General features: G+C 63.9%; 21 protein-coding genes. 16 read left to right on the top strand and 5 right to left on the bottom strand.

Annotation, left to right across the window (positions count from 1 at the left end):
• The 4 genes from FJ956_RS30690 to FJ956_RS05575 form a co-directional block, all read left to right on the top strand.
• Positions 1-254 (top strand): hypothetical protein (locus tag FJ956_RS30690; protein WP_210243606.1); only part of this gene is annotated, 254 nt, incomplete at its 5' end.
• A 280-nt stretch (positions 255-534) separates the two neighbouring features.
• A complete protein-coding gene (locus FJ956_RS05565) occupies positions 535-903 on the top strand; it encodes an Hpt domain-containing protein (protein WP_140672759.1) in 369 nt (122 codons plus the stop codon).
• 99 nt (positions 904-1002) lie between these two features.
• Positions 1003-1323, top strand: coding sequence for a 2Fe-2S iron-sulfur cluster-binding protein (locus FJ956_RS05570; RefSeq protein WP_140672760.1), 321 nt, complete (start codon positions 1003-1005; stop codon positions 1321-1323).
• Positions 1324-1557: 234 nt separating this feature from the next.
• A complete protein-coding gene (locus tag FJ956_RS05575; protein WP_140672761.1) occupies positions 1558-2589 on the top strand; it encodes an NAD(P)/FAD-dependent oxidoreductase in 1032 nt (343 codons plus the stop codon).
• 150 nt (positions 2590-2739) lie between these two features.
• On the opposite strand, the gene FJ956_RS05580 is transcribed toward FJ956_RS05575, so the two are convergent.
• Entirely contained in the window at positions 2740-4224 is a 1485-nt protein-coding gene (locus FJ956_RS05580) for an MDR family MFS transporter (RefSeq protein WP_140672762.1), read from the bottom strand.
• Positions 4225-4448: 224 nt separating this feature from the next.
• A complete protein-coding gene (locus FJ956_RS05585; RefSeq protein WP_140672763.1) occupies positions 4449-5069 on the bottom strand; it encodes a DUF922 domain-containing protein in 621 nt (206 codons plus the stop codon).
• An 84-nt stretch (positions 5070-5153) separates the two neighbouring features.
• On the opposite strand from FJ956_RS05585, the gene folP reads away from it, so the two are divergent.
• From folP to folK, 3 genes are read left to right on the top strand one after another with little or no spacing between them, the layout of a single operon-like run.
• The gene (gene folP, locus FJ956_RS05590) at positions 5154-6008 is read left to right on the top strand and encodes a dihydropteroate synthase (RefSeq protein WP_140673015.1); all 855 of its coding nucleotides are present in this window, start codon (positions 5154-5156) and stop codon (positions 6006-6008) included.
• A gap of 2 nt (positions 6009-6010) precedes the next feature.
• On the top strand, positions 6011-6370 hold the full coding sequence (folB, locus tag FJ956_RS05595; protein WP_140672764.1) for a dihydroneopterin aldolase: 360 nt from the start codon (positions 6011-6013) through the stop codon (positions 6368-6370).
• Positions 6354-6866 (top strand): 2-amino-4-hydroxy-6-hydroxymethyldihydropteridine diphosphokinase, encoded by a 513-nt coding sequence (folK, locus tag FJ956_RS05600; protein WP_140672765.1) that lies wholly within the window; start codon positions 6354-6356, stop codon positions 6864-6866. The genes folB and folK overlap by 17 nt, the downstream gene beginning before the upstream one ends.
• Positions 6867-6936: 70 nt before the next feature.
• Here the strand turns inward: folK and FJ956_RS05605 are convergent, their stop codons facing one another.
• Together FJ956_RS05605 and FJ956_RS05610 are read right to left on the bottom strand one after the other, a co-directional pair.
• Positions 6937-7485 (bottom strand): DUF924 family protein, encoded by a 549-nt coding sequence (locus tag FJ956_RS05605; RefSeq protein ID WP_140672766.1) that lies wholly within the window; start codon positions 7483-7485, stop codon positions 6937-6939.
• 10 nt (positions 7486-7495) lie between these two features.
• On the bottom strand, positions 7496-9331 hold the full coding sequence (locus FJ956_RS05610) for a monovalent cation:proton antiporter-2 (CPA2) family protein (RefSeq protein WP_140672767.1): 1836 nt from the start codon (positions 9329-9331) through the stop codon (positions 7496-7498).
• A gap of 139 nt (positions 9332-9470) precedes the next feature.
• Here FJ956_RS05610 and FJ956_RS05615 point away from each other — a divergent pair, with 139 nt between their 5' ends.
• The 3 genes from FJ956_RS05615 to FJ956_RS05625 all read left to right on the top strand — a co-directional run bounded on the left by FJ956_RS05615 (position 9471) and on the right by FJ956_RS05625 (position 12179).
• On the top strand, positions 9471-10460 hold the full coding sequence (locus tag FJ956_RS05615; RefSeq protein ID WP_140672768.1) for an AraC family transcriptional regulator: 990 nt from the start codon (positions 9471-9473) through the stop codon (positions 10458-10460).
• A 59-nt stretch (positions 10461-10519) separates the two neighbouring features.
• A complete protein-coding gene (locus FJ956_RS05620) occupies positions 10520-11731 on the top strand; it encodes an MFS transporter (protein WP_140672769.1) in 1212 nt (403 codons plus the stop codon).
• A gap of 181 nt (positions 11732-11912) precedes the next feature.
• Complete coding sequence (locus FJ956_RS05625; RefSeq protein ID WP_140672770.1) at positions 11913-12179, top strand: hypothetical protein; 267 nt, start codon at positions 11913-11915, stop codon at positions 12177-12179.
• Positions 12180-12257: 78 nt separating this feature from the next.
• Here FJ956_RS05625 and FJ956_RS05630 read toward each other — a convergent pair whose 3' ends face one another.
• Entirely contained in the window at positions 12258-13154 is an 897-nt protein-coding gene (locus FJ956_RS05630) for a LysR substrate-binding domain-containing protein (RefSeq protein WP_140672771.1), read from the bottom strand.
• A gap of 260 nt (positions 13155-13414) precedes the next feature.
• Here FJ956_RS05630 and FJ956_RS05635 point away from each other — a divergent pair, with 260 nt between their 5' ends.
• The 6 genes from FJ956_RS05635 to FJ956_RS05660 are packed head-to-tail and all read left to right on the top strand — an operon-like array spanning position 13415 to position 20552.
• Complete coding sequence (locus FJ956_RS05635) at positions 13415-14929, top strand: leucyl aminopeptidase (RefSeq protein ID WP_140672772.1); 1515 nt, start codon at positions 13415-13417, stop codon at positions 14927-14929.
• 38 nt (positions 14930-14967) lie between these two features.
• Complete coding sequence (locus tag FJ956_RS05640; protein WP_140672773.1) at positions 14968-15885, top strand: proline iminopeptidase-family hydrolase; 918 nt, start codon at positions 14968-14970, stop codon at positions 15883-15885.
• A 4-nt stretch (positions 15886-15889) separates the two neighbouring features.
• The gene (locus FJ956_RS05645) at positions 15890-17551 is read left to right on the top strand and encodes an ABC transporter substrate-binding protein (protein WP_140672774.1); all 1662 of its coding nucleotides are present in this window, start codon (positions 15890-15892) and stop codon (positions 17549-17551) included.
• A 57-nt stretch (positions 17552-17608) separates the two neighbouring features.
• A complete protein-coding gene (locus tag FJ956_RS05650; protein WP_140672775.1) occupies positions 17609-18625 on the top strand; it encodes an ABC transporter permease in 1017 nt (338 codons plus the stop codon).
• Positions 18625-19596, top strand: a complete 972-nt coding sequence (locus FJ956_RS05655; protein WP_140672776.1) for an ABC transporter permease — start codon at positions 18625-18627, stop codon at positions 19594-19596. Before FJ956_RS05650 ends, FJ956_RS05655 begins: the two co-directional genes overlap by 1 nt.
• Positions 19593-20552: an ABC transporter ATP-binding protein gene (locus FJ956_RS05660; protein WP_140672777.1), complete on the top strand. Its 960-nt coding sequence runs from the start codon at positions 19593-19595 to the stop codon at positions 20550-20552. The genes FJ956_RS05655 and FJ956_RS05660 overlap by 4 nt, the downstream gene beginning before the upstream one ends.
• Positions 20553-20555 lie beyond the last annotated feature (3 nt).

The following is a 20555-nucleotide window of genomic DNA, read 5'->3' on the forward strand; positions in this document are numbered from 1 at the left end:
GTGGCAGGCTTGGGGGTGGCAGGCTGGGGATTGTTTGCCGGCTCCGTCCTCTGGCTGCGGCCTTCGCGCGCCAGTTCATCGGCCGCCGCCGAAATCTGCGCTTCGAGATCCTCCATCGACGCCGCCATATCGAGGCCGCCTTCGTCGCCGTTAAGGTCAAGGTCAAGCGCCTTTTCCAGTTCCGCGGCTACGTCATTCTCGAGAGACTTGGTCGTCGTTGGTTTCTTAGCCATGCCTTCGCTACCCTGTACTAGCTGCCGCGGGACTTATGATTTTGGCCTGATTCTGGCCCGATTCTGGCTTGTCTATCCCGAGCAGGAGGCTGAAAAATGGACCTTCGTATCGTAATGACACACAGGGGTAAAGAAAACATGCATTCCGGGCGATACGTAAAACTTTAAATATAAGGTTAACGGAGGCGTGATCCGGCTGCCTCGATGACAACATTTTTCCCCTGCAATCGTTAACCCGTTGGCGACCGGAAGCGCCTATTTTCGTGGGCCCGTCTGCCCGCTTGATGGAGTTGCAGTGCGTATGCGTGGCGAAAGTGGTATTGCGTTTTCCATGCCGGGGGGAGATGCCTCCGGAACGGCCGGAGCCCGACCGGTGGACCTCGGCCATCTGGCGCGCCAGACGATGGGCGACCGTGACCTCGAACGGGAAGTGCTGGCGCTGTTCGTGCACCAGTCGCTGTCCGTCCGCGACCAGATCGCGGATGCCGACGCCAGGCAAAGGGTGCTTCTGGCGCATGGCCTGAAAGGCTCGGCGCGTGGCATCGGCGCCTTTGCGGTGGCCGATTGCGCGGCGATCATCGAAAGCCAGCCGGAAGACGTCCGGGCGCTCAAGAGGCTCGGCACGCTGATCGAGGAAGTGCGCGACTTCATCGCCGGCATCAGCCGGTAGCTCGACTTTTCTGAAAAACGTCATTTCGTGGCGCTTTCGCGCCGCAGTTGACTTGTCCGGTAGAGTGATTATCTCGGCTGCGACTCCTCAGGTGACTTAATGACCAAGCTGACCTACATCGCCCATGACGGGACCCGATTTGACGTGGAAGCCGAAAACGGCTCGACGGTCATGGAAAACGCGATCCGCAACGCGGTTCCGGGCATCGAAGCCGAATGCGGCGGCGCCTGTGCCTGCGCGACCTGCCATGTCTATGTCGACGAAGCATGGACGGCGGAGGTCGGCGAGCCCGAGGCGATGGAGGAGGACATGCTGGACTTCGCCTACGAGGTCCAGCCGAACTCGCGCCTCTCCTGCCAGATCAAGGTGCGCGACGCGCTGGACGGGCTGGTCGTTCGGGTCCCCGAGCGCCAGGGCTAAGGTGCGCCGATATTCAGGTGATGCCGGCCTGCAAATGGCAGCTTCCTGCGCTTCCGGTGCTCACGTACTTTAAGTACGCTCCGCTCCGGTCCTCGGAAGCTACCATTTTCGACTCGGCCTGACCTGAATCTCGACACACCTTAGGTGGCTTCCCAACATTCTTTCACGCTGGCTGCTTGGCAGCAGGCCACGGCTCATGCAGTCTCGCTCCATTCCCAAAAGGGGGCGCAGCGCATGACCGATACCATCAAAACGGACGTTCTCGTTGTCGGGGCAGGGCCGATCGGCCTGTTTGCCGTGTTCGAGCTCGGCCTGCTCGACATGAAATGCCATCTGATCGACATTCTCGATCGTCCCGGTGGGCAATGCGCAGAACTCTACCCGGAGAAGCCGATCTACGACATTCCCGGCTGGCCGACGATCTCCGCCCAAGGCCTGGTCGACAAGCTCATGGAGCAGATCCATCCGTTCAAGCCGGACTTCACCTTCAATCGCATGGTGTCGAGCCTGGAAAAGCTCGAGGACGGAACCTTTCGCGTCGCGACCGACGAAGGCGAGATGTTCGAAGCCAAGGTGGTGGTGATCGCCGCCGGCGGCGGCTCGTTCCAGCCCAAGCGTCCGCCCATTCCGGGCATCGAGGCCTATGAAGGCAAGAGCGTCTTCTATTCCGTCCGGCGCATGGAGGATTTTCGCGGGCACGACCTCGTCATCGTCGGCGGCGGCGATTCGGCGCTCGACTGGACGCTGAACCTGCAGCCGATCGCCAAAAGCGTGACGCTGGTGCATCGCCGCCCGGAATTCCGGGCCGCGCCCGACAGCGTCAACAAGATGTATGCCATGCAGGAGATGAAGCACCTGCAATTTCTCGTCGGGCAGGTCAGCGGCCTTGCCGGCGCCGACGGCCAGCTTGCATCGGCAACCATCAAGGGCGGCCCGGACGGCGACGTCGAGGTGCCGTGCACCCGCATGCTCCCGTTCTTCGGCCTCACCATGAAGCTCGGGCCGATCGCCGAATGGGGCCTTAACCTGCACGAGAACCTGATCCCGGTGGACACCGAGAAGTTTCAGACGTCGATCCCGGGTATCTTCGCTGTCGGCGACATCAACTGGTATCCCGGCAAGCTCAAGCTGATCCTGTCAGGCTTCCATGAGGTGGCGCTGATGGCGCAGGCCGCCAAGCGCATCGTCAGCCCGGGCGAGCGCATCGTCTTCCAGTACACGACCTCGTCGACGAGCTTGCAGAAGAAGCTCGGCGTCCACGACTGAGGTATGTCGATATTCAGGTGATGCCGGCCTGCGAACGGCAGCTCCCTGCGCTTCCGGTGCTCACGTACCTTAAGTACGCTCCGCTCCGGTTCTCGTGAGCCGCCATTCTCGACTCGGCCTGACCTGAATCTCAACACACCTCGGAGAGATTTATTCCGCAAGCACGGGGGCCGCGTGCTCGTCGTGGCCGCGCAGTTCCTTCTCGGGCATCAGGGCCAGCGTGATTAGCGCCAGAACGAGCGTTGCTCCGGCGGCGACGAAGATCATCGCGAACGGCAACGCCGATGCCGGTTGGATATGCGTCTGCGAGCCTTCGGCGGAGAGCGGCAGTCCGTAGCCGAGCGCGACGGCGCCAAGCATGGCGACGCCCAGCGCGCCGCCCAGCGTGCGCAGGAAGGTCAGCACGCCTGTCGCGACCCCCAGATGCGCGCGATCGACGGCATTCTGGACCGAGACGGTGGCGACCGGGAATGTCGTTCCGCTGCCCAGGCCGATCAGAGTGGTCAGGATTTCCACCTCGAGCAGCGAGGCGTGTTCCGCAATGGCACTGAGCACGCCGATGCAGACGATGGCCAGGCCGACGCCGATCATGGCGATGCGCTTGTAGTGGACGAAGCGCGGGATCGTGCGGCCGCTGAAGGTCGCGCCGGCGACCGTGCCCAGCAAGAGGCCGAGCATCGCGGTGCCGGATTCGCTGACCGAAAGCCCGACGACCGATTGCAGATAGACCGGCAGGTAGACCGACGCGCCGATGTTGGCGGCCTGCAGCAGGAACATCGACAGTGTGCCGGCGAGCACGATCGGGTTGCTCAGGACTTCGAGCGAGATCAGCGGCTCGGCCGCCCTTAGGAGCCTCAGAGCGAAGAAGGCCCAGAATACGACCGAGCAGGCGACCAGCCCAAGGATTTCGCGGGAGAACCAGGGATAGGCGCTGCCGCCCCAATTGAGCGCCAGGAGCAGCAGCGACGTGGCGACAACCAGCAGCACCGCACCCAGGCCGTCGATGCGGTGGTTCTTGGCCGCGATCGGCAGCTTCCTCAGCGGGTTGTTGATGATGGCCATGGCCAGGAAGCCGATCGGCAGGTTGATCCAGAAGATCAGCGACCAGTGCAGATGCTCGGCAAACACGCCGCCGAGCAGCGGGCCGGCGACGCTGGCGACCGCCCAGGTTCCGGCGATCCATGCCGCATAGCGCGCTCGCTCGCGCGGCGGCACGAGATCGCCGATGACCGTTTGGGCCAGAGCGAAGAGACCGCCGCCGCCGGCGCCTTGGATAGCGCGGCCGATGACCAGCACCAGCATGTTGGGCGCGAGCGCGCTAACCAGCGACCCGAGCAGGAAGACGAGGATGGCGGCGTAGATGACGGGGCGGCGTCCGTAGACGTCGGAAATCTTGCCGTAGAGCGGCGCCATCGCGGTCGCGGTCAAGAGATAGCCGGTGACGATCCACGGCAGATACTCGGCATGGCCGAGCGCGCGCGCGATCGTCGGCAGGGCAGGGGCTACGATGGTCTGATCAAGGGCTGCCAGCAACATCGACAACAGCACGCCGCCGATGATGGCATTTTTCTCGCTCTCGCTCATCATCGGCGCGGCTTTCGGCGCCATCGCCTGGTTCTCGACGGTCTGGTCCATGCGTCATTCTTTCAAAGGCTGATGCTCAGTGCGCCAAAACGGCTGCGGCCGACCCGTCGTGCCTGGCGTCTGTCATTTCTCTTCACTGTTCGAGGCCCCGAGGGCTGCTTCGAACCCGCTATATGTCGTGCGATATAGGCCGATTTCGACCACCGCTCGAAAGTTTTTCCGGTCTGGCACCATGCTTGGACGAAATTGGCCCGGGATAAGGCTGGCTCCCCAAGTCAAGGCGGCGGCAGTTGGCCGGCTCCGACGCGCTCCATGCGGTAGCGCATCAGCCGAAGGATACGGCTTTCGAAATTGACGCTCTCGACGCGGTCGAAGCGCAACTGGTCTTGATCGTGTCTGGCGAGCTCGGCTGCCTGGATCGCGGCGGCCCTTGCCTTCGCCTGTTCGCAAGTCTTCTGCCCGGGGGCGGCCTTCAGCGCATCCTCGAGCGCGCGCGCATGGTTCTTGGCGATCTCGACATGGCGCTCCTCATGCCGCTTGATGTCGGCCGACAGCGTGTCCCAGAACAGCCTGACGTCGGGATCGGCTTTGCGCGGACGCCGCCATTCGGGAAGGATCACCTTGACCTTCACGGTGACGGCGGCATCGGTGATGCGGCAAGAGTCTGCGCTCTGCGCGTAGCTGATGCGGGTGGTGAAGGCCATCTGCGTGGCGCCTGGATGCCGCGAGCCGGTGCTCTTCACCTCGGGGCCGTTTCTCGACAGCTGGTTCTGGATATCGTCGAGCGTGCGGCCGCCGACGCTGAAATAGCTGTAGGTCTTGACCAGATTGGCCGCGCCCGCCGGCATGGCGGTCAAAGCGAGCATCAGGGCGCAGAGCAGGGATGGGTTCATCATATTGCCTCTTCACGCACCTTGCTTTAGGGCCGTCGCCAGCGCAACGGAATTGATTTCGCGCGGATCACGCATGGTTGATGGATGATGACGACAAGGCGATGGCAGTTGGCGCATGGACGCTATCTCGACCTCGGTCCGAAGGCGGTCGTCGTCGGCATCCTCAACGTGACGCCCGACAGCTTTTCGGACGGCGGCCTGTTCATCGCGCCTGAAGAGGCGCTGGAGCAGGCGCGCCGCATGGTGAAGGAGGGCGCGGCGATCATCGATGTCGGCGGGGAATCGACCCGGCCGGGTTTTGCCCCGATTACCGCCGAGGAGGAGCAGGCGCGCGTGTTGCCCGTCATCGCGGCGCTCGCCGCTTCCGGCGACGCGCTGATCTCGATCGACACCTATCGCGAGGACGCCGCGCGGCTTGGCGTCGCCGCCGGCGCCCATATCGTCAACGACGTCTGGGGGCTGCAGCGCGAGCCGGGCATCGCGCGCGTCGCCGCCGAGACCGGCGCCGGGCTCGTCATCATGCATACCGGGCGCGAACGGCAGAAGCTGCCCGACGTGATCGAGGACCAGTTCCTGTTCCTGCGCAAGTCGCTCGAGATCGCGCGCGCCGGCAATGTCACCGACAGCCAGATCGTGCTCGATGCCGGCTTCGGCTTCGCCAAGGAAACGGCGGAGGAAAACCTCGACCTGATGGCGCGATTTTCCGAGCTCCGGGCGCTCGGCTACCCGTTGATGGCCGGAACCTCGCGCAAGCGCTTCATCGGTGCCGCGACCGGGCGCGAGCCCGCCGAACGGGCAGCCGGCACGGCTGCCACCAGCGTCATCCTGCGCTTGAAGGGAGCCGACCTGTTTCGCGTCCACGATGTCGCAATCAACGTGGATGCGCTGGCGGTGACCGATGCTATGCTTCAACGCGAAACCGAGCTTCCTCCCGGACACTGATCATGTACGTCATTCGTATGAAGAACTGCGCCTTCTTCGCCCGCCACGGCGTGCTGGACGAGGAGGAGACGCTTGGCCAGCGTTTCTATGTCGATGCCGAGCTGACGGTCGAGCCCAGCCGTCCGCTGACGGAGGATTCCATCGAGGATACCGTCAATTACGGCGTCGCTTTCGCGGTCATCGAGAAGATCGTGACCGGACACCGCCGCTTCCTGATCGAGGCGCTGGCGCTGGAGGTCGGGAAGGCGCTGACGGCGCGGTTCTCTCAGATCAGGAAGGCCGAGATCACCGTGCGCAAACCGAACGCGCCGGTGCCCGGCGTGCTCGATTATGTCGAGGTGACCGTTGTCTGGCCAGAATAGCGCCGTCTATCTCAGTCTCGGCGGCAATCTCGGCGAGCCGGCGAAGTCCATGGGCGCGGCATTGCGCATACTGGACGGCGACGCCGCGACGCGCGTCATCGCCGTCTCCTCGCTTTATCGCACGCCGCCCTGGGGCAAGCTCGACCAGCCCGATTTCCTCAACGCCGCCGCTGCGATCGAGACGGCGCTTTCGCCGCGCGCGCTGCTCGACCTTTGCCTCGACGTCGAGAGGCGGTTGAAGCGCGTGCGCGAGGAGCGCTGGGGCCCCCGCCTGATCGATATCGACATATTGGTGTTCGGTGACCGCGTGATCCACGAGACCGGGCTCGAAGTGCCGCATCCGCGCATGCTGGAGCGCGCCTTCGTGCTGGCGCCGCTGGCCGAGATCGCGCCGGGGCTTTCGATCGGCGGCAGGAGCGTGTCGGAAAGGCTCGGCGCCGTCGATATTTCCGGCATCGAGCGGCTGCCGTCCGGCCGCGAATGGTGGCTGGGCTGATTTTGGATTGTCGCAATTCCGGACGGAAAACCGCTCACACTTTTCCTGGAATTGCTCCAAAGCCGGCTGGTCAGCCGGAAAAACCGCCGCCGTCCAAGAATGCCTGCTCCTCGGCCGTCGTCGCGCGACCAAGCATGGGGTTGCGATGCGGGAAGCGTCCGAAGCGCCGGATGATCTCCAGATGCTCATCGGCATATTTCAGATAGTCGGGCGCCTTGGCGACCGTTAGCTCGACCGACCGTTCCTGATCCGCCAGCAATTCGGAATGCTCGAAGGGCAGATAGAGGAAGACGCGAAGCAATTCTTCCAGCTCCAGGTCCTGACCGGCGGCGATTGCCCTGCTGGCGAAGTATCTGGCAAGCGGATCGGTGGCGTACATGTGGCCGGTGCCGCGGAAGCAGTTGCGCGGGAACTGATCGAGCAGGATCATCAGCGCCAGCGATCCTTCGGCATGCACGCTCCAATCATCGCATTCGCGCCGCGCGGCGGCGTAATGCAGCTCCAGAAAGCGATTGCGGAAATCCGCGTCGAAGGCGTCGTTCTTCTCGAACCATGCATCCTCGCCGGCATCGCGCCAGAATTGGGTGACCGAAAGCGCCCGCGGATCGAGCTCTGCCATGCGTTGGCCCTCAGTTCTTGGTCTCTGCCTGGTTCAGCACGACGGCCGTTTCCTGGTTCAACGCGCGGCCGGCGCGGCGCGGCTGGGTGAGCGGCGTCGGGATCGGCGTGCCGATATTGCCCTTGAGGAAACGCTGGCCGGCGCGCACGCCCTCGGCCAGTTGCGTCTCGAAGCGCGCTTCGTCGCGGCGCCGCACATCCTCGATGACTTCGGCGACTTCTTCCGGATCGACGCCAAGCGCCTCCAGCGCGGAACCGCCGAAGACCAGCGCCGATTCGAAGGTCTCGCGCAGCTGATAGTCGACACCGGCGCGCACGAGCTGCAGCGCGGTGCCGCGGTCGAAGGCGCGCGCCAGGATGGTGACCAAAGGGAATTCGGCCTTGATCAGCTGGACGATGCGCACGGCGGCATCCGGCTTGTCGACGCAGATCAGCACCGCACGGGCCCGCCCGGCACCGGCCGCATGCAGGATGTCAAGCCTCGTGCCGTCGCCGTAATAGACCTTGAAGCCGAAATCGGCCGCCGCCTGGATCATCTCCACCTCGTTGTCGATGATCGAGACGTCCATCCCGCGCAGCAGAAGCGGCTGGCTGGCGATCTGGCCGAAGCGGCCGAAGCCGATGATCAGCACGCTGCCGGTGAGGCCGTCGGCGATGTCGACGCCGTCGAGGGACTGTTCGTCGCGCGGGGTCAGGTAGCGCAGCGCTATGATCGCCAAGGGCGTCAGCACCATGGAGATGATGACGATGGCGGTCAACGTGGCGTTGGCCTGGCCGTCGATGATGCCGACCGCGGCGGCGGACGAATAGAGCACGAAGGCGAACTCGCCGCCCTGCGCCATGAAGACGGCGCGTTCGAGCGCCTCGCGGTGGCTGCTCTTCAGAATGCGCGCGACGGCGTAGATGCCGACTGCCTTCATGACCATGTAGGCGACGACATAGACGGCGACGAGCCGCCAGTTCTGGGCGACGACGCCGAGGTCGAGCGACATGCCGACGGCGAGGAAGAACAGGCCGAGCAGGATGCCGCGGAACGGCTCGATATCGGCTTCGAGCTGGTGGCGGAAGGTCGATTCCGACAACAGCACGCCGGCGAGGAAGGCGCCCATCGCCATCGACAGGCCGGAGAGTTGCATGGCCAGGGCCGATCCCAGCACCACCAGCAGCGCGGCGGCGGTCATGACTTCCCGGGCGCGGGCGTCGGCCAGGATGCGGAAGAGCGGATTGAGCAGGTAACGGCCGGCCACGACCAGCCCGACGATCGCGGCGATGCCGATACCGACTTCGGTCAGCCGTTCCGAAAGACTAGTTTCGGCGCCGCCGGGCGCGAGAAATGCAATAAGCGCCAGCAGCGGCACGATTGTCAGGTCTTCGAGCAGCAGGATCGAGACGATGCGCTGGCCTTTCGGCGTGGCGATCTCGCCGCGCTCCTCGAGCAGCTGCATGACGATCGCCGTCGAGGTCAGCACGAAGCCGGCGCCGGCGACGAAGGACTGCGCGATCGGAAAGCCTCCGGCCAGTCCGACCAGGGTCAGAAGCACGGCGCAGACGCCAACCTGCAAGGCACCCAGGCCGAAAATCTCGCGACGCAGCCCCCAGAGCCGCGACGGCTGCATCTCCAGGCCGATGATGAACAGGAACATGACGACGCCGAGCTCGGCGACATGGAGGATCGCTTCCGATTCTGAAAAGATGCGCAGGCCGAACGGACCGATGACCACGCCCGCGGCGAGGTAGCCGAGGATCGAGCCCAGCCCCATGCGTTTGAAGATTGGCACGGCGACGACGCCCGCGGCGAGCAGCGCTACCACCTGCACCAGATCGCTGCTTGACGCTTCAGCTGCCATGCCTGTCATCCTTGTCTCGATGCACTCCTTGCATGCTGTACGCGTGCGAAGCAAGGGCGGGAGTCCTGCCATAAAGAGCAGGGTGCCGTTGAAGCGGTCCTTGCTTGCCTGCCGGACGTTTAGTATCTATAATTGTTAGATGTCTGACTTTTCGTCCCGACCGTCTTCAGCACCACATATCCCGATGGACGCGCTCAGCGAAGTCCTGCAAGATTTTCGCTTGAGTGGCGTCAACTATGGTCGCTGCGAGCTCCGACATCCATGGAGCATAGCCTTTCCGCAGCAAAAGCTGCTTCGCTTTTACTTCGTCGGCCAGGGTCCCTGCTGGATCCATACCGAGGCGGAAGGCTGGCGGGAGCTGCGCGATGGCGATCTGGTGCTGTTGCCGCAAGGCATCGCCCACCGGCTGGCCAGCGCGCCGGACGTTGCAGGCGACTCGCTCGAGGGCTGCCAGGTGACCAAATTGGGGAGCAACGTCTGCGAAGTGGTACGGGAAGGAACGGGCGCGGCGAGCACCCTTTTCTGCGGCTCCATGGCCTTGGGCGTCTGTGCGCTTAACCCATTGATCACATTGATGCCGCCGATCATCAAAGGATGCGACGTGGCCGGCAACGACCCGGTCATTGGTCCATTGCTCGCGGCTATGACGGCGGAGGCCGCGCAACCACAGATGGGCAGCGCCACCATCTTGTCCCGTATGGCGGACTTGCTGACGGCCCGGCTTATCCGCTGCTGGGTCAATTGCACTGGAGCTTCGACCACCGGTTGGCTTGCAGCCATCCGCGACCCCCATATCGGCCGCGCTTTGGCAGCCATGCATCGAGATCCCGGCCACAACTGGACGCTGGAAAGACTCGCCGGTCTGGCAGGCCAATCGCGCTCGATTTTCGCCGAGCGCTTCAGCGCCGTATTAGGAGAGGGTGCGGCACACTATCTCGCCCGTCTGCGTATGCAGCTTGCCCGCGAGTTGCTGGGGCAAAATGGCCTGTCGGTTGCCGAGGTCGCTACCCGTTTGGGCTATGATTCCGAAGCATCCTTCGCGCGCGCGTTCAAGCGCATCACCAATGTTTCTCCTGGCGTTGTGCGTCGCACAATTCCCGGACGAATGGATATGAATTTCGGATTTTAGGACACATTCCATCCGAAAGGACTCGTCTATGAAGACCTCCAAACTTTGGAGATCCTTCAGTGACAGACACAACATTACAGCTTGAAGACGAGACGATAGACCTCGATGCCGCCGCGCCGGCCGCGTGGAGCGCAGCCACCTGGTTCGCGGTCATTTCATTGGCGGCCACCAGCTTTGCCCTGGTCTCGGCCGAATTCCTGCCAGCTGGTCTGCTGACGCCAATGGCACGCGATCTCGGTATCAGTGAGGGAACGGCCGGACAGGTCGTCACTGCCACCGCTTCCGTCGGTGCCGTGACCGCCGTGTTGAGCAATGTTGTCATTGGCCGATTGAACCGCAAGGCGGTGCTGGTTGGCCTCAGCGCCTTGGCGGTCGGTTCCAATATCCTTGCGGCGCTGGCGCCAAATTTCTGGCTGTTGCTGTTGGGCCGGGCCGGGCTCGGGATCGCTATCAGCGCCTTCTGGGCACTTTCGGTTGCGGTCGTGGCGAGGCTGGTCGGCGCCAATGCGACAGGTCGGGGCATGGGCATCGTCACCCTCGGCGTTTCGCTGGCCACCATCGCCGCCCCGTCAATGGGGGCGTTGATCAGCGACTGGCTGGGTTGGCGCAGCGCCATGGCCATGACAGCGGGGCTGGCCGTGATTGCCATGCTGCTGCAATTGCTGAGCCTGCCGACCTTGCCTGCGACGGCCAGCAATAGTCTGGCTGACGTATTTCGGCTGACACGGCGGCGCGGCATCCAACTCGGCATGCTTGCCATTCTTTTGCTGATGACGGGGCATTTTGCCGGCTCTGTTTATGTGCGCCCCTTCCTCGAATACGTGACGCTCCTCGCCACCGGGCCAATTGCCCTGGCCCTGCTCGGATTTGGCATCGCCGCTGTGATCGGCAATATTGCCGGCGGCCGCATGGCCGACGCCAATATCCGCATGGCGCTCGCGGGCAACGCCGCATTGATGGCGTTTGCGGCGCTGGCATTGGTGCTTTGGGGCGTGCACATTGGCGTCGCCTTCGCATTCGTTACGCTTTGGGGCTTGGCCTTCGGCATGGCGCCGGTGGTGCTGCCGACCAATCTGTCCCGCGCGGCACCTGATGCGCTGGAAGCTGCGGGTAGTCTGATGGTCGTCTCCTTCCAGGTTGCCATCACCATCGGCGCGGTTGTCGGCGGCTATGTCGTGGATACCCATGGCGCCACGGGACCTTTGACCCTTACCGCCGTCCTTGCCGTGGCGACAGCCGTGCTGGCACTCCTACAGCCTCGCGGCCACTGAACCGTGCTCCGGCTGACCTGAGCAGCCTATATCCGGATCGCCGCGACATTGCAGCGTGGTTACACAAGTTTATGCGGCCCGGTCGTTGCGTCACGCCACAATCGGAGGTTATGGCACGTTCGGCTTCGGCCAGTGGAGGCAGCGGCGATGGGCGGCTGCCTTTTTTGAGGAGATGATTGATATGAAGAAGTTTTTGCTCGTTGCCGTGGGTGTTGCGGCGTTGGCTGGTTCGGCTTGCTCCAAGGGGCCGGAGTGCACGCAGGAAATCGCCGCCAAGAAGGCGCAGGACATGGCTGCGGCGCTCCAGGCAGCCATCACCAAGGATCCGAGCAAGGCGGCCGATCTGACCGCCAAGGTGCAGGCCGTGACGACGAAGTACCAGGGCGCGACGACGCTCGACGAAGCCTGCAAGGCCTATGACGAGCTGACCGCCACCATCAAGGGTTGAGCCCAGCCGTCGACAATGCGAAGGCGGTGGCCACTTGGCCGCCGCCTTTTTCTTGCGCGGCGCTCCGGATGAGACGCGCTACGCGATACCCATCGTTCGCTTATGGTCGACGATCTCGGCGAGCAGCCAGTCCTGGAACAGGCCGGTGCCCGGCTTGTTTCCGATGCTGCGGCGCTGGTGCAGGTAGATTCCGGCGGGATAGGTATGGCGGGCGCTGAACGGGGCGACAAGCCTGCCTTGCTGCAGAAGGTCCTGCGCCATCATGGTGTCGGCCAAAGCGATCCCCGCGCCGTTTATCACCTCGCGCATGATCAAGGTGCAGTCGTCGAGCGTCGTGCTGGACTTGGGCGTGGCGTCCACAACGCCTTCCTGTTCCAGCCAACGCCGCCAGCGCATGCTCTCGCATTCGTGGATCAGGTGGTGATTGACGAGATCGGCAGGCGTGCGCAGCGGCACCGGCCCTTCCAGCAGCGAGGGCGCGCAGACCGGTGTCAGGACCAGCGGGATCAGCAGGGTCAAGGCCGGGCCGGCCTTGTAGACGAACTCGTCGACAATGGCCAAATCGAAGTTGGCGCGCTTGCCCGACGTCGAGATCTCCAGGTTCACGGACGGATGCAGCTTGCGGAAATTCGGCAGCCGGTCCGCCAGCCAAAGGTTCAAAACCGCCGGCACGCAGAGAACCCTGACCCGCTGGGTCCTGCCGTGACCATGGACGAAGCTGACATCGTCGGTGGCGCGCCAGATAGCCTCGAATGCTTCGGAGAGGCCGCGCGCATAATATGAGCCCCTGATGGTCGGTGTGATCTGGCGAAAGCCGCGCTCGAACAGCTCCTGGCCAAGGTTCTTCTCGAGCGCGCGGATGTGGCGGCTGACGGCCGAGGGCGTCAAATGCAGCTCTTCCGCTGCATCCTTGATGCTGCCGAGGCGCGCGGCGGCCTCGAAAGCGCGCATGCCATTGAGTGAGGGCAGGGCCATTGCCCGATCATGAAATGTGAGTTGAGTTTTTGTCAATCGACTTGGGCAAAATTGGCGTTTGATCGCCTGGCCGGTTCAGGGATACCCAAAAGGCAAGAGCGACCAAGTCGCCATCCGAAAACGATTGTTTGGGCACTCCGATGCCATTCCACCAGCGGCGGAAACCGGTATGACCGGCTTCCACCGGGGACCGGCGAAGCTTTGCGTATGACGCCAGCTGAGCCTCGGCGGGGCGCCCCAGAATGGGAGAATGAGCTTCTATGCCTCAGTCGCCGGCGCCGGTCTTTGAAGCGGCGGAGGAGATTTCCGCGGAAACCTCGGTCGTCGTGATCCTGCAAACCGCTCAAACCGGTTTTGGCCCCCGGGCAGTGGCGCTCGATGCTGAAATGAACGGGATTTTGTCCCGCGCTTGCTCCGACCCGGCCGCCCTCTCGCAATCCGGGACTTGTGTCGATGTCATCGCCCCCAAGGCGATGTCGACCCGCCGCGTGGTGGTGCTGGCCTTGGGCAAGGCCGAGGCCGTAACCTCGCTTTCGCTGGCGCGGGCCGGCGGTTTGCTTGCGGCGCATCTGGAAGGCAAGGGCGAATGCGCGGCCACCCTGATGCTGGACCCGCTCGCAGGTGTCGACCTTCCCGCAGCGGAAGTCCTGGCGCGAGTCGCGCTCGGAATGCGGCTGCGGCGCTATCGTTTCGACCTGCGCAACCGGCGTCAGGGAGCAGGCGCCGACCGCACTTTGCGGGTGCAATTGATCGGCGCGGCCGGCCCGGAGCTGAAGGCGGCGCTGGCGCGGGTCAATGCCATCGCGGACGGCGTCGAATATGCGCGCACGCTGGTCAACCTGCCGCCGAACCATCTTCACCCCGACAATTTCCACGATCATCTGGAGCCGCTGCGCGAGGCCGGCATCGATGTCGAGATCCTCGACACGGCGCGGCTGAAGGAGCTCGGCATGAATGCGATCCTGGCCGTCGGCTCCGGCTCGGCGCGACCGCCGCGCGTCGCGGTCCTGCGCTATCGCGGCAAGGGCGCTCCCGCGCAGCCGCTGGCTTTCGTCGGCAAGGGCGTCTGCTTCGATTCCGGTGGTCTGTGCATAAAGCGCGGCGAGCAGATGTTCGATATGAAGGCCGACATGGGCGGCGCGGCCGCCGTTGTCGGGCTGCTGATCGCGCTCGCCCGGCAAGGCAGCCCGGTGCATGCCGTCGGCGTGCTCGGCATTGCCGAGAACATACCGTCCGGCACCGCGCTCAAGCCGCGCGACATCATCACGACGGCGTCGGGCCAGACCGTGGAAGTGTTCGACACGGATGCGGAAGGCCGGCTGATCCTGGCCGACTGCCTCTATTATGCCGCTTCGCGCTTCAATCCCTCGGTGATCGTCGATCTGGCGACGCTGACCTATTCGGTGATGCGGGGCCTCGGCTCGGTCTTCGCCGGACTTTTCAGCACCGACGATACCATCGCCTCGCGCATGATCGCGGCGGGGGAAAAGGTCGGCGAGCGGTTCTGGCAACTGCCGCTCGACCGGGCCTATGACGAGGGGCTGCAATCGCCCTTCGCCGACATCCGTCACCACGCCAAGGACATGGAAGACGGCGATGCGCCCTATGCGGCGGCCTTCCTGCGCAATTTCACCGAGGACCGCCCGTGGGTTCATCTCGACATAGCCGGCAAGGAAATGGCCGACAAGGATCGACCGCTGGGCCGGGAAGGCGCCACGGCCTTCGGCGTGCAGATGCTGGAAGAGTGGGTGCAGTCCGGCCGGACGGCGAACTAGGCGGCAACGAGATGTCTTCAACCACTGAGGGAGCCGGGATGCCGTCCGAGATCGTCAGCAAGGAAGGGCGGGCCGGCTTCGGCGCCTATGAGACCTGGTACCGGATCAGCGGCGCGCTCGATGCCGGCAAGGCCCCGGTCGTGATCCTGCATGGCGGACCGGGTGCTGCCCATAATTACGTCGATGCCTATAAGCTTCTTGCCCGGGGCGGCCGTGCCGTCATCCACTACGACCAGTTGGGCTGCGGCAATTCCACCTTGCTGCCGGAAAAAGGTGCCGATTTCTGGACGCCCCAACTCTTCATCGACGAACTGGAAAACCTCGTCGACCATCTCGGCATCCGCGGCGGCTTCCATGTGCTGGGGCAAAGTTGGGGCGGCATGCTGGGCGCCGAATACGGCGTGACCAGGCCGAAGGGCCTCAAGTCGCTGACCATCGCCAACTCGCCGGCGTCCATGAAGCTTTGGGTCGAGGAAGCCAACCGGCTGCGCGCCGGTCTGCCCAGGGAAGTCCAGGAGACGCTGACGAAGCACGAGCAGGCCGGCACGACGGACGATCCGGCCTACCAGGAAGCGACGATGCGGTTCTACGAACGGCATGTCTGCCGGGCCGTGCCGTTCCCGCCCGAGGTGACAGAGACCTTCGCCCAGATCGTGCGCAATCCGACCGTCTACAATGTGATGAACGGCCCGAACGAATTCCACGTCATCGGCACGCTGAAGAGCTGGAGCGTCATCGACCGCCTGCCGGCCATCGAGGTTCCGACACTCCTCATCTCCGGCCGGCACGACGAAGCCACACCCGCGACCGTGCAGCCCTTCAAGGACGGCATCAAGCGATCGCGCTGGCAGATATTCGAGCATTCCAGCCACATGCCGCATGTCGAGGAGCAGGAGCTCTGCATGCGTGTGGTGGGAGACTTCCTGGACGACAACGACAACAGAAAAGGGGAATGACGACATGAAGAAACTGCTTTTGGCAGCGTCGGCCGCCGCATTGCTGGCCGGCTCGTGGCTGGCTCCGGCGCAGGCCGAATATCTCAAGGAACACCGCGGCGGCACCATTCGCCTTCTCGCCCGATCGGCGGCAGGAACCCTCGATCCGCATATCAACTACACGGACCAGGGCTGGCAAATGTACCAGCCGATCTATGACGGCCTGGTCGCCTTCCGCAAAGCCGAGGGCGCCGACGGCTTTTCCATCGTTCCCGATCTGGCCGAGGCCCTGCCCACGGTCAGCAATGACGGCAAGACCTTCACCTTCAAGCTGCGCAAGGGCATCAAGTTCTCCAACGGCCAGGATCTTGGCGTGAAGGACGTCGTCGCCTCCTTCCAGCGCATCTTCAAGATTTCCGGGCCGACTTCGGGCACCTTCTATGCCGGCATTGTCGGCGCCGACAAATGCCTGGCCGACACAAAGAGCTGCACGCTGGAAGGCGGCGTTGTCGCCGACGAGGCGGCCGGCACGATCACCCTCAATCTCACCAAGCCGGACGCCGAGATCCTCTACAAGCTTGCCTTGCCGCACGCCGTGATCCTGCCGGCCGACACGCCGGCGGAGGATATGGGCTCCAAGCCGATCCCCAGCACCGGCCCGTACATGATCTCGGCCTTCGATCCGAACAAGGGCATGACGGTTTCCCGCAACCCCAATTTCAAGCAGTGGAGCGAGGAAGCCCAGCCGGACGGCTATCCCGATGTCGTGCAGTATGATTTCGGCCTGTCGGAAGAGGCCGCCGTCACGGCGATCCAGAACGGCGAGGCGGACTGGATGTTCGACGCGCTGCCCAGCGACCGCCTTGGCGAGCTCGGCAGCAAGTCCATGGACCAGCTGCATATCTCGCCGCTTTCGGCCTGGTGGTACGCGCCGCTGAACACCCGCATGGCGCCATTCGACAATGAAAAGGCCCGCCAGGCCGTCGCCTATGCGGTCGACCGCAACACGCTGGTCAAGCTGTTCGGCGGCAAGGTGCTGGCTTCGCCGGTCTGCCAGGTCCTGCCGCCGGACTTCCCCGGACATGAGGACTATTGCCCCTTCACCAAGAATCCGGGCGCCAAATGGTCGGCCCCGGATGTCGAGAAGGCCAAGCAGCTCGTCGAGCAATCGGGCACCAAGGGCCAGAAGGTGACCATCATAGTCGAGGATACGGCCATCTCGCGGTCGATCGGCGTCTATCTGCAGAGCGTGCTGACCAACATTGGCTACGTCGCTGACGTCAAGCCGATCTCGTCCAACCTGCAGTTCACCTATATCCAGAACACCAACAACAAAGTGCAGATGTCCGTCACCCAGTGGTACAAGGACTATCCCGCGGCGTCGGACTTCCTGAACATCCTGTTCAGCTGCGCCTCCTATCGCGAAGGCTCGGACGCCTCGATCAACATTTCCGGCTTCTGCGACAAGGATATCGACGCCCAGATGCAGAAGGCGCTGGACCTCGGCGTGACTGATCAGAAGGCGGCCGACAAATTGTGGGCGGCAATCGACAAGCAGGTCACCGACAAGGCACCGGCGGTCGGGCTGTTCACGCCGAAGCGGCTTGATTTCGTCAGCAAGCGCATCGGCAATTTCAAGTTCAACCCGCAGTTCAACTGGATTATCACCCAGTCCTGGGTGCAGTAAGGGGCCTGGGTGCAGTAAGGGGCCTGGGTCCAGTAACGAACCGCGGAATCACACATCGTGTCCAGCCAAGTCGCCGCCATGCCGCGCAAGACGCGAGGGCCTTGGGCCGTCGCGTTTGCGAGGCTGGCAACGGACAGGGCCGCCATGGCGTCCCTGGCCGTGTTCCTCATCCTCGTTCTCGCCTGTTTCAGCGCGCCGCTTTATGCAAAATGGGCGGGCACGGACCCGTTCGCCTCGACGCTCGACGCCGTCATCCAGATCGACGGCGCTGACGTGCCGGTAATGGAGCAGTCGACCGAGGGACTGGGGCTTGGCTACACGCCGATCGGTCCGACCTGGCGGCTTGGCAATTATTTCCTCGGTGCCGACAGCCAGGGCCGCGACGTCATGGCAAGGTTGCTCTATGGCGGCCTGAACTCGCTTTTGATCTCCGGCGCAGCTACCATCTTCACGCTGATCGTCGGCACGATGGCGGGACTGATCGCGGGTTATTTCGGCGGCATCACCGACACGGTGCTGTCGCGCTTGCTCGACGTGCTCTGGGCGTTTCCGATCTATCTGCTGGCGATCTCGCTTTCCATCGTCACCATCGCGCAAGGCATCGCGATCGGACCGATCGAGATCCAATCTGGCAGTCTATGGCTGCCGATCATCATCATAGGCATTGTCTATATACCCTATGTCGCGCGGCCGATCCGCGGTCAGGTTCTGGCGCTGCGCCACAGCGAGTTCGTGTTCGCCGCGATCAATCTCGGCGTGCCGGGCTGGCGCATCCTGTGGCGCGACATCCTGCCCAACATCACCACCACTCTCATCGTTTTCGTGCCGTTGATGATGGCGCTGAACATGCTGACGGAATCGGCGCTGTCGTTCCTGTCGATCGGCGTGCAGCCGCCGGCCGCGAGCTGGGGTACCATCATCCAGGACGGGCAGGCGCTGCTTTATACACGGCCCCTGGTGGCGCTGGTGCCTGGGCTGGCGATCGCCGTTTCCGTCATGGCGCTCAACGTCTTCGGCGACGGCCTCCGCGATGCGCTCGACCCGCGCTCCAAAGTCCGGCTGGGGCGCGACTGATGTTTTATGCCATCCTTCGCCGCTTCGGTCAGATGCTGTTCGTGATGTTCGGCATCTCGGTCATCGTCTTCCTGATCTTCTTCGCCACGCCCGGCGCCGATCCCGCCGCGCGCATCGCCGGCCGCAACGCTTCTCCGGAAGTGCTGGCCGCGGTGCGCCACAGCTTCGGCTTCGACCAGCCGCTTTACGTGCAATACACGCGCATGATGGAGAAGATCTTCGTCACCGGCGACCTGACCTCCTTCGTCAACCGCGGCTGGAAGGTTGTGCCGGCCGTCATGGATTCGATCCCGGTGACGCTTTCGCTGGTGTTCGGCGCCGCGGTCCTGTGGGTGGTCGTCTCCATCATCATCGGCGTCGTCGCCGCGGCCACCCGAGACAGCTGGCTGGACAAGCTCCTGATGGCTTTGGGCCTGCTCGGCATTTCCATGCCGGTCTACTGGCTGGGCGAGGTGATGAACCTGATGACCCAGAGCCGTTATCACGAAAGCTGGGCGTTCTCCTGGGTGCCGCCGCTCGGCTACAAGAACTTTTCCGACGATCCCAAGGGCTGGTTCCTGACGCTGGTCATCCCATGGATCACGCTGGCCATCCTCTATATCGGCATTTACGGGCGCGTGCTGCGCGCGGCCATCATCGAATCCATGCAGGAAGATTATATCCGCACCGCCCGCGCCAAGGGCCTGTCGGAGACCCGCATCCTGTTTCGCCATGCGCTGCGCACGTCGCTGATCGCCTTCGTCACCCTGTTCGGTCTCGACTTCGGCGCGCTGGTGGGCGGCTCGGCCTTGCTGACCGAGGTCGTGTTCGGCCTGCACGGCATCGGCAAGCTGACCTACGACGCGCTGCAGAATCTCGATCTGCCGATGATCATGGCGACGGTCATGTATGCTTCGATGTTCGTGGTGATCGCCAACGCGGTGGTCGATTTCGTCTATATCCTTCTCGATCCGCGCCTGAGGGCATCATGATATTGTCGGTGCGCGATCTCAAAGTCTCCTTCCGCACCCATGACGGGCCGGTGCGCGCCATCGACGGCGTTTCCTTCGACCTCGAGGAAAGCGAGATCCTCGGCGTCGTCGGCGAATCCGGCTCCGGCAAGACGGTGTCGCTGCTCGCCGTGATGGGCCTCATCACCGACCCAAACGCCACCATCGAAGGGTCGATCCGCTACAAGGGCCGCGAACTGGTGGGACTGCCGCCGCGGGAGCTGAGGCGCCTGCGCGGCAACGAGATCGCGATGATCTTCCAGGATCCGATGACGGCGCTGACGCCGGTCTACACGATCGGTTGGCAGATCGCCGAGCAGATCCGCGCGCATCGCGGGTTAAGCAAATCCAAGGCGATGGAGCGCGTGGAAGAGTTGCTGGCGGAGGTGAATTTCCCCAACCCGCACGAGGCGATGTCGCGCTATCCGCATCAGCTTTCCGGCGGCATGCGGCAGCGCGCCGTGATCGCAATGGCCTTATCATGCGATCCGGCGCTGCTGGTTGCCGACGAGCCGACCACCGCGCTCGACGTCACCGTGCAGGCCGGCATCCTCGATCTCGTGCGCAAGCTGCGCGCCAAACATAAATCGGCCGTGGTCTTCATCACGCATGACATGGGCGTGGTCTCCGAACTCGCCGACCGCGTCATGGTCATGTATGCCGGCCGCGTGGTGGAGCGCGGCACACGCACGGAGCTGTTTTCCGATCCGCGACACCCTTACACGCGCGCGCTGCTCGGCTCGATCCCGCCGCTGACCGGCCAGAAACCGCGCCGCCTGCCGGCGATCCCAGGCTCGCCGCCGTCCTTGCTGCGGCTGCCGCAAGGCTGCGCCTTCGGCCCGCGCTGTCCGGTCCGCTACGAGCCTTGCGAGGCCGGCAAGCCGGGTCTCGGCGCGAGCGCGCACGCCGCCGCGTGCTTTCGGGTGGCACAGGCATGAGCG

Source organism: Mesorhizobium sp. B2-4-3, from assembly GCF_006442815.1.
Classification (GTDB): domain Bacteria; phylum Pseudomonadota; class Alphaproteobacteria; order Rhizobiales; family Rhizobiaceae; genus Mesorhizobium.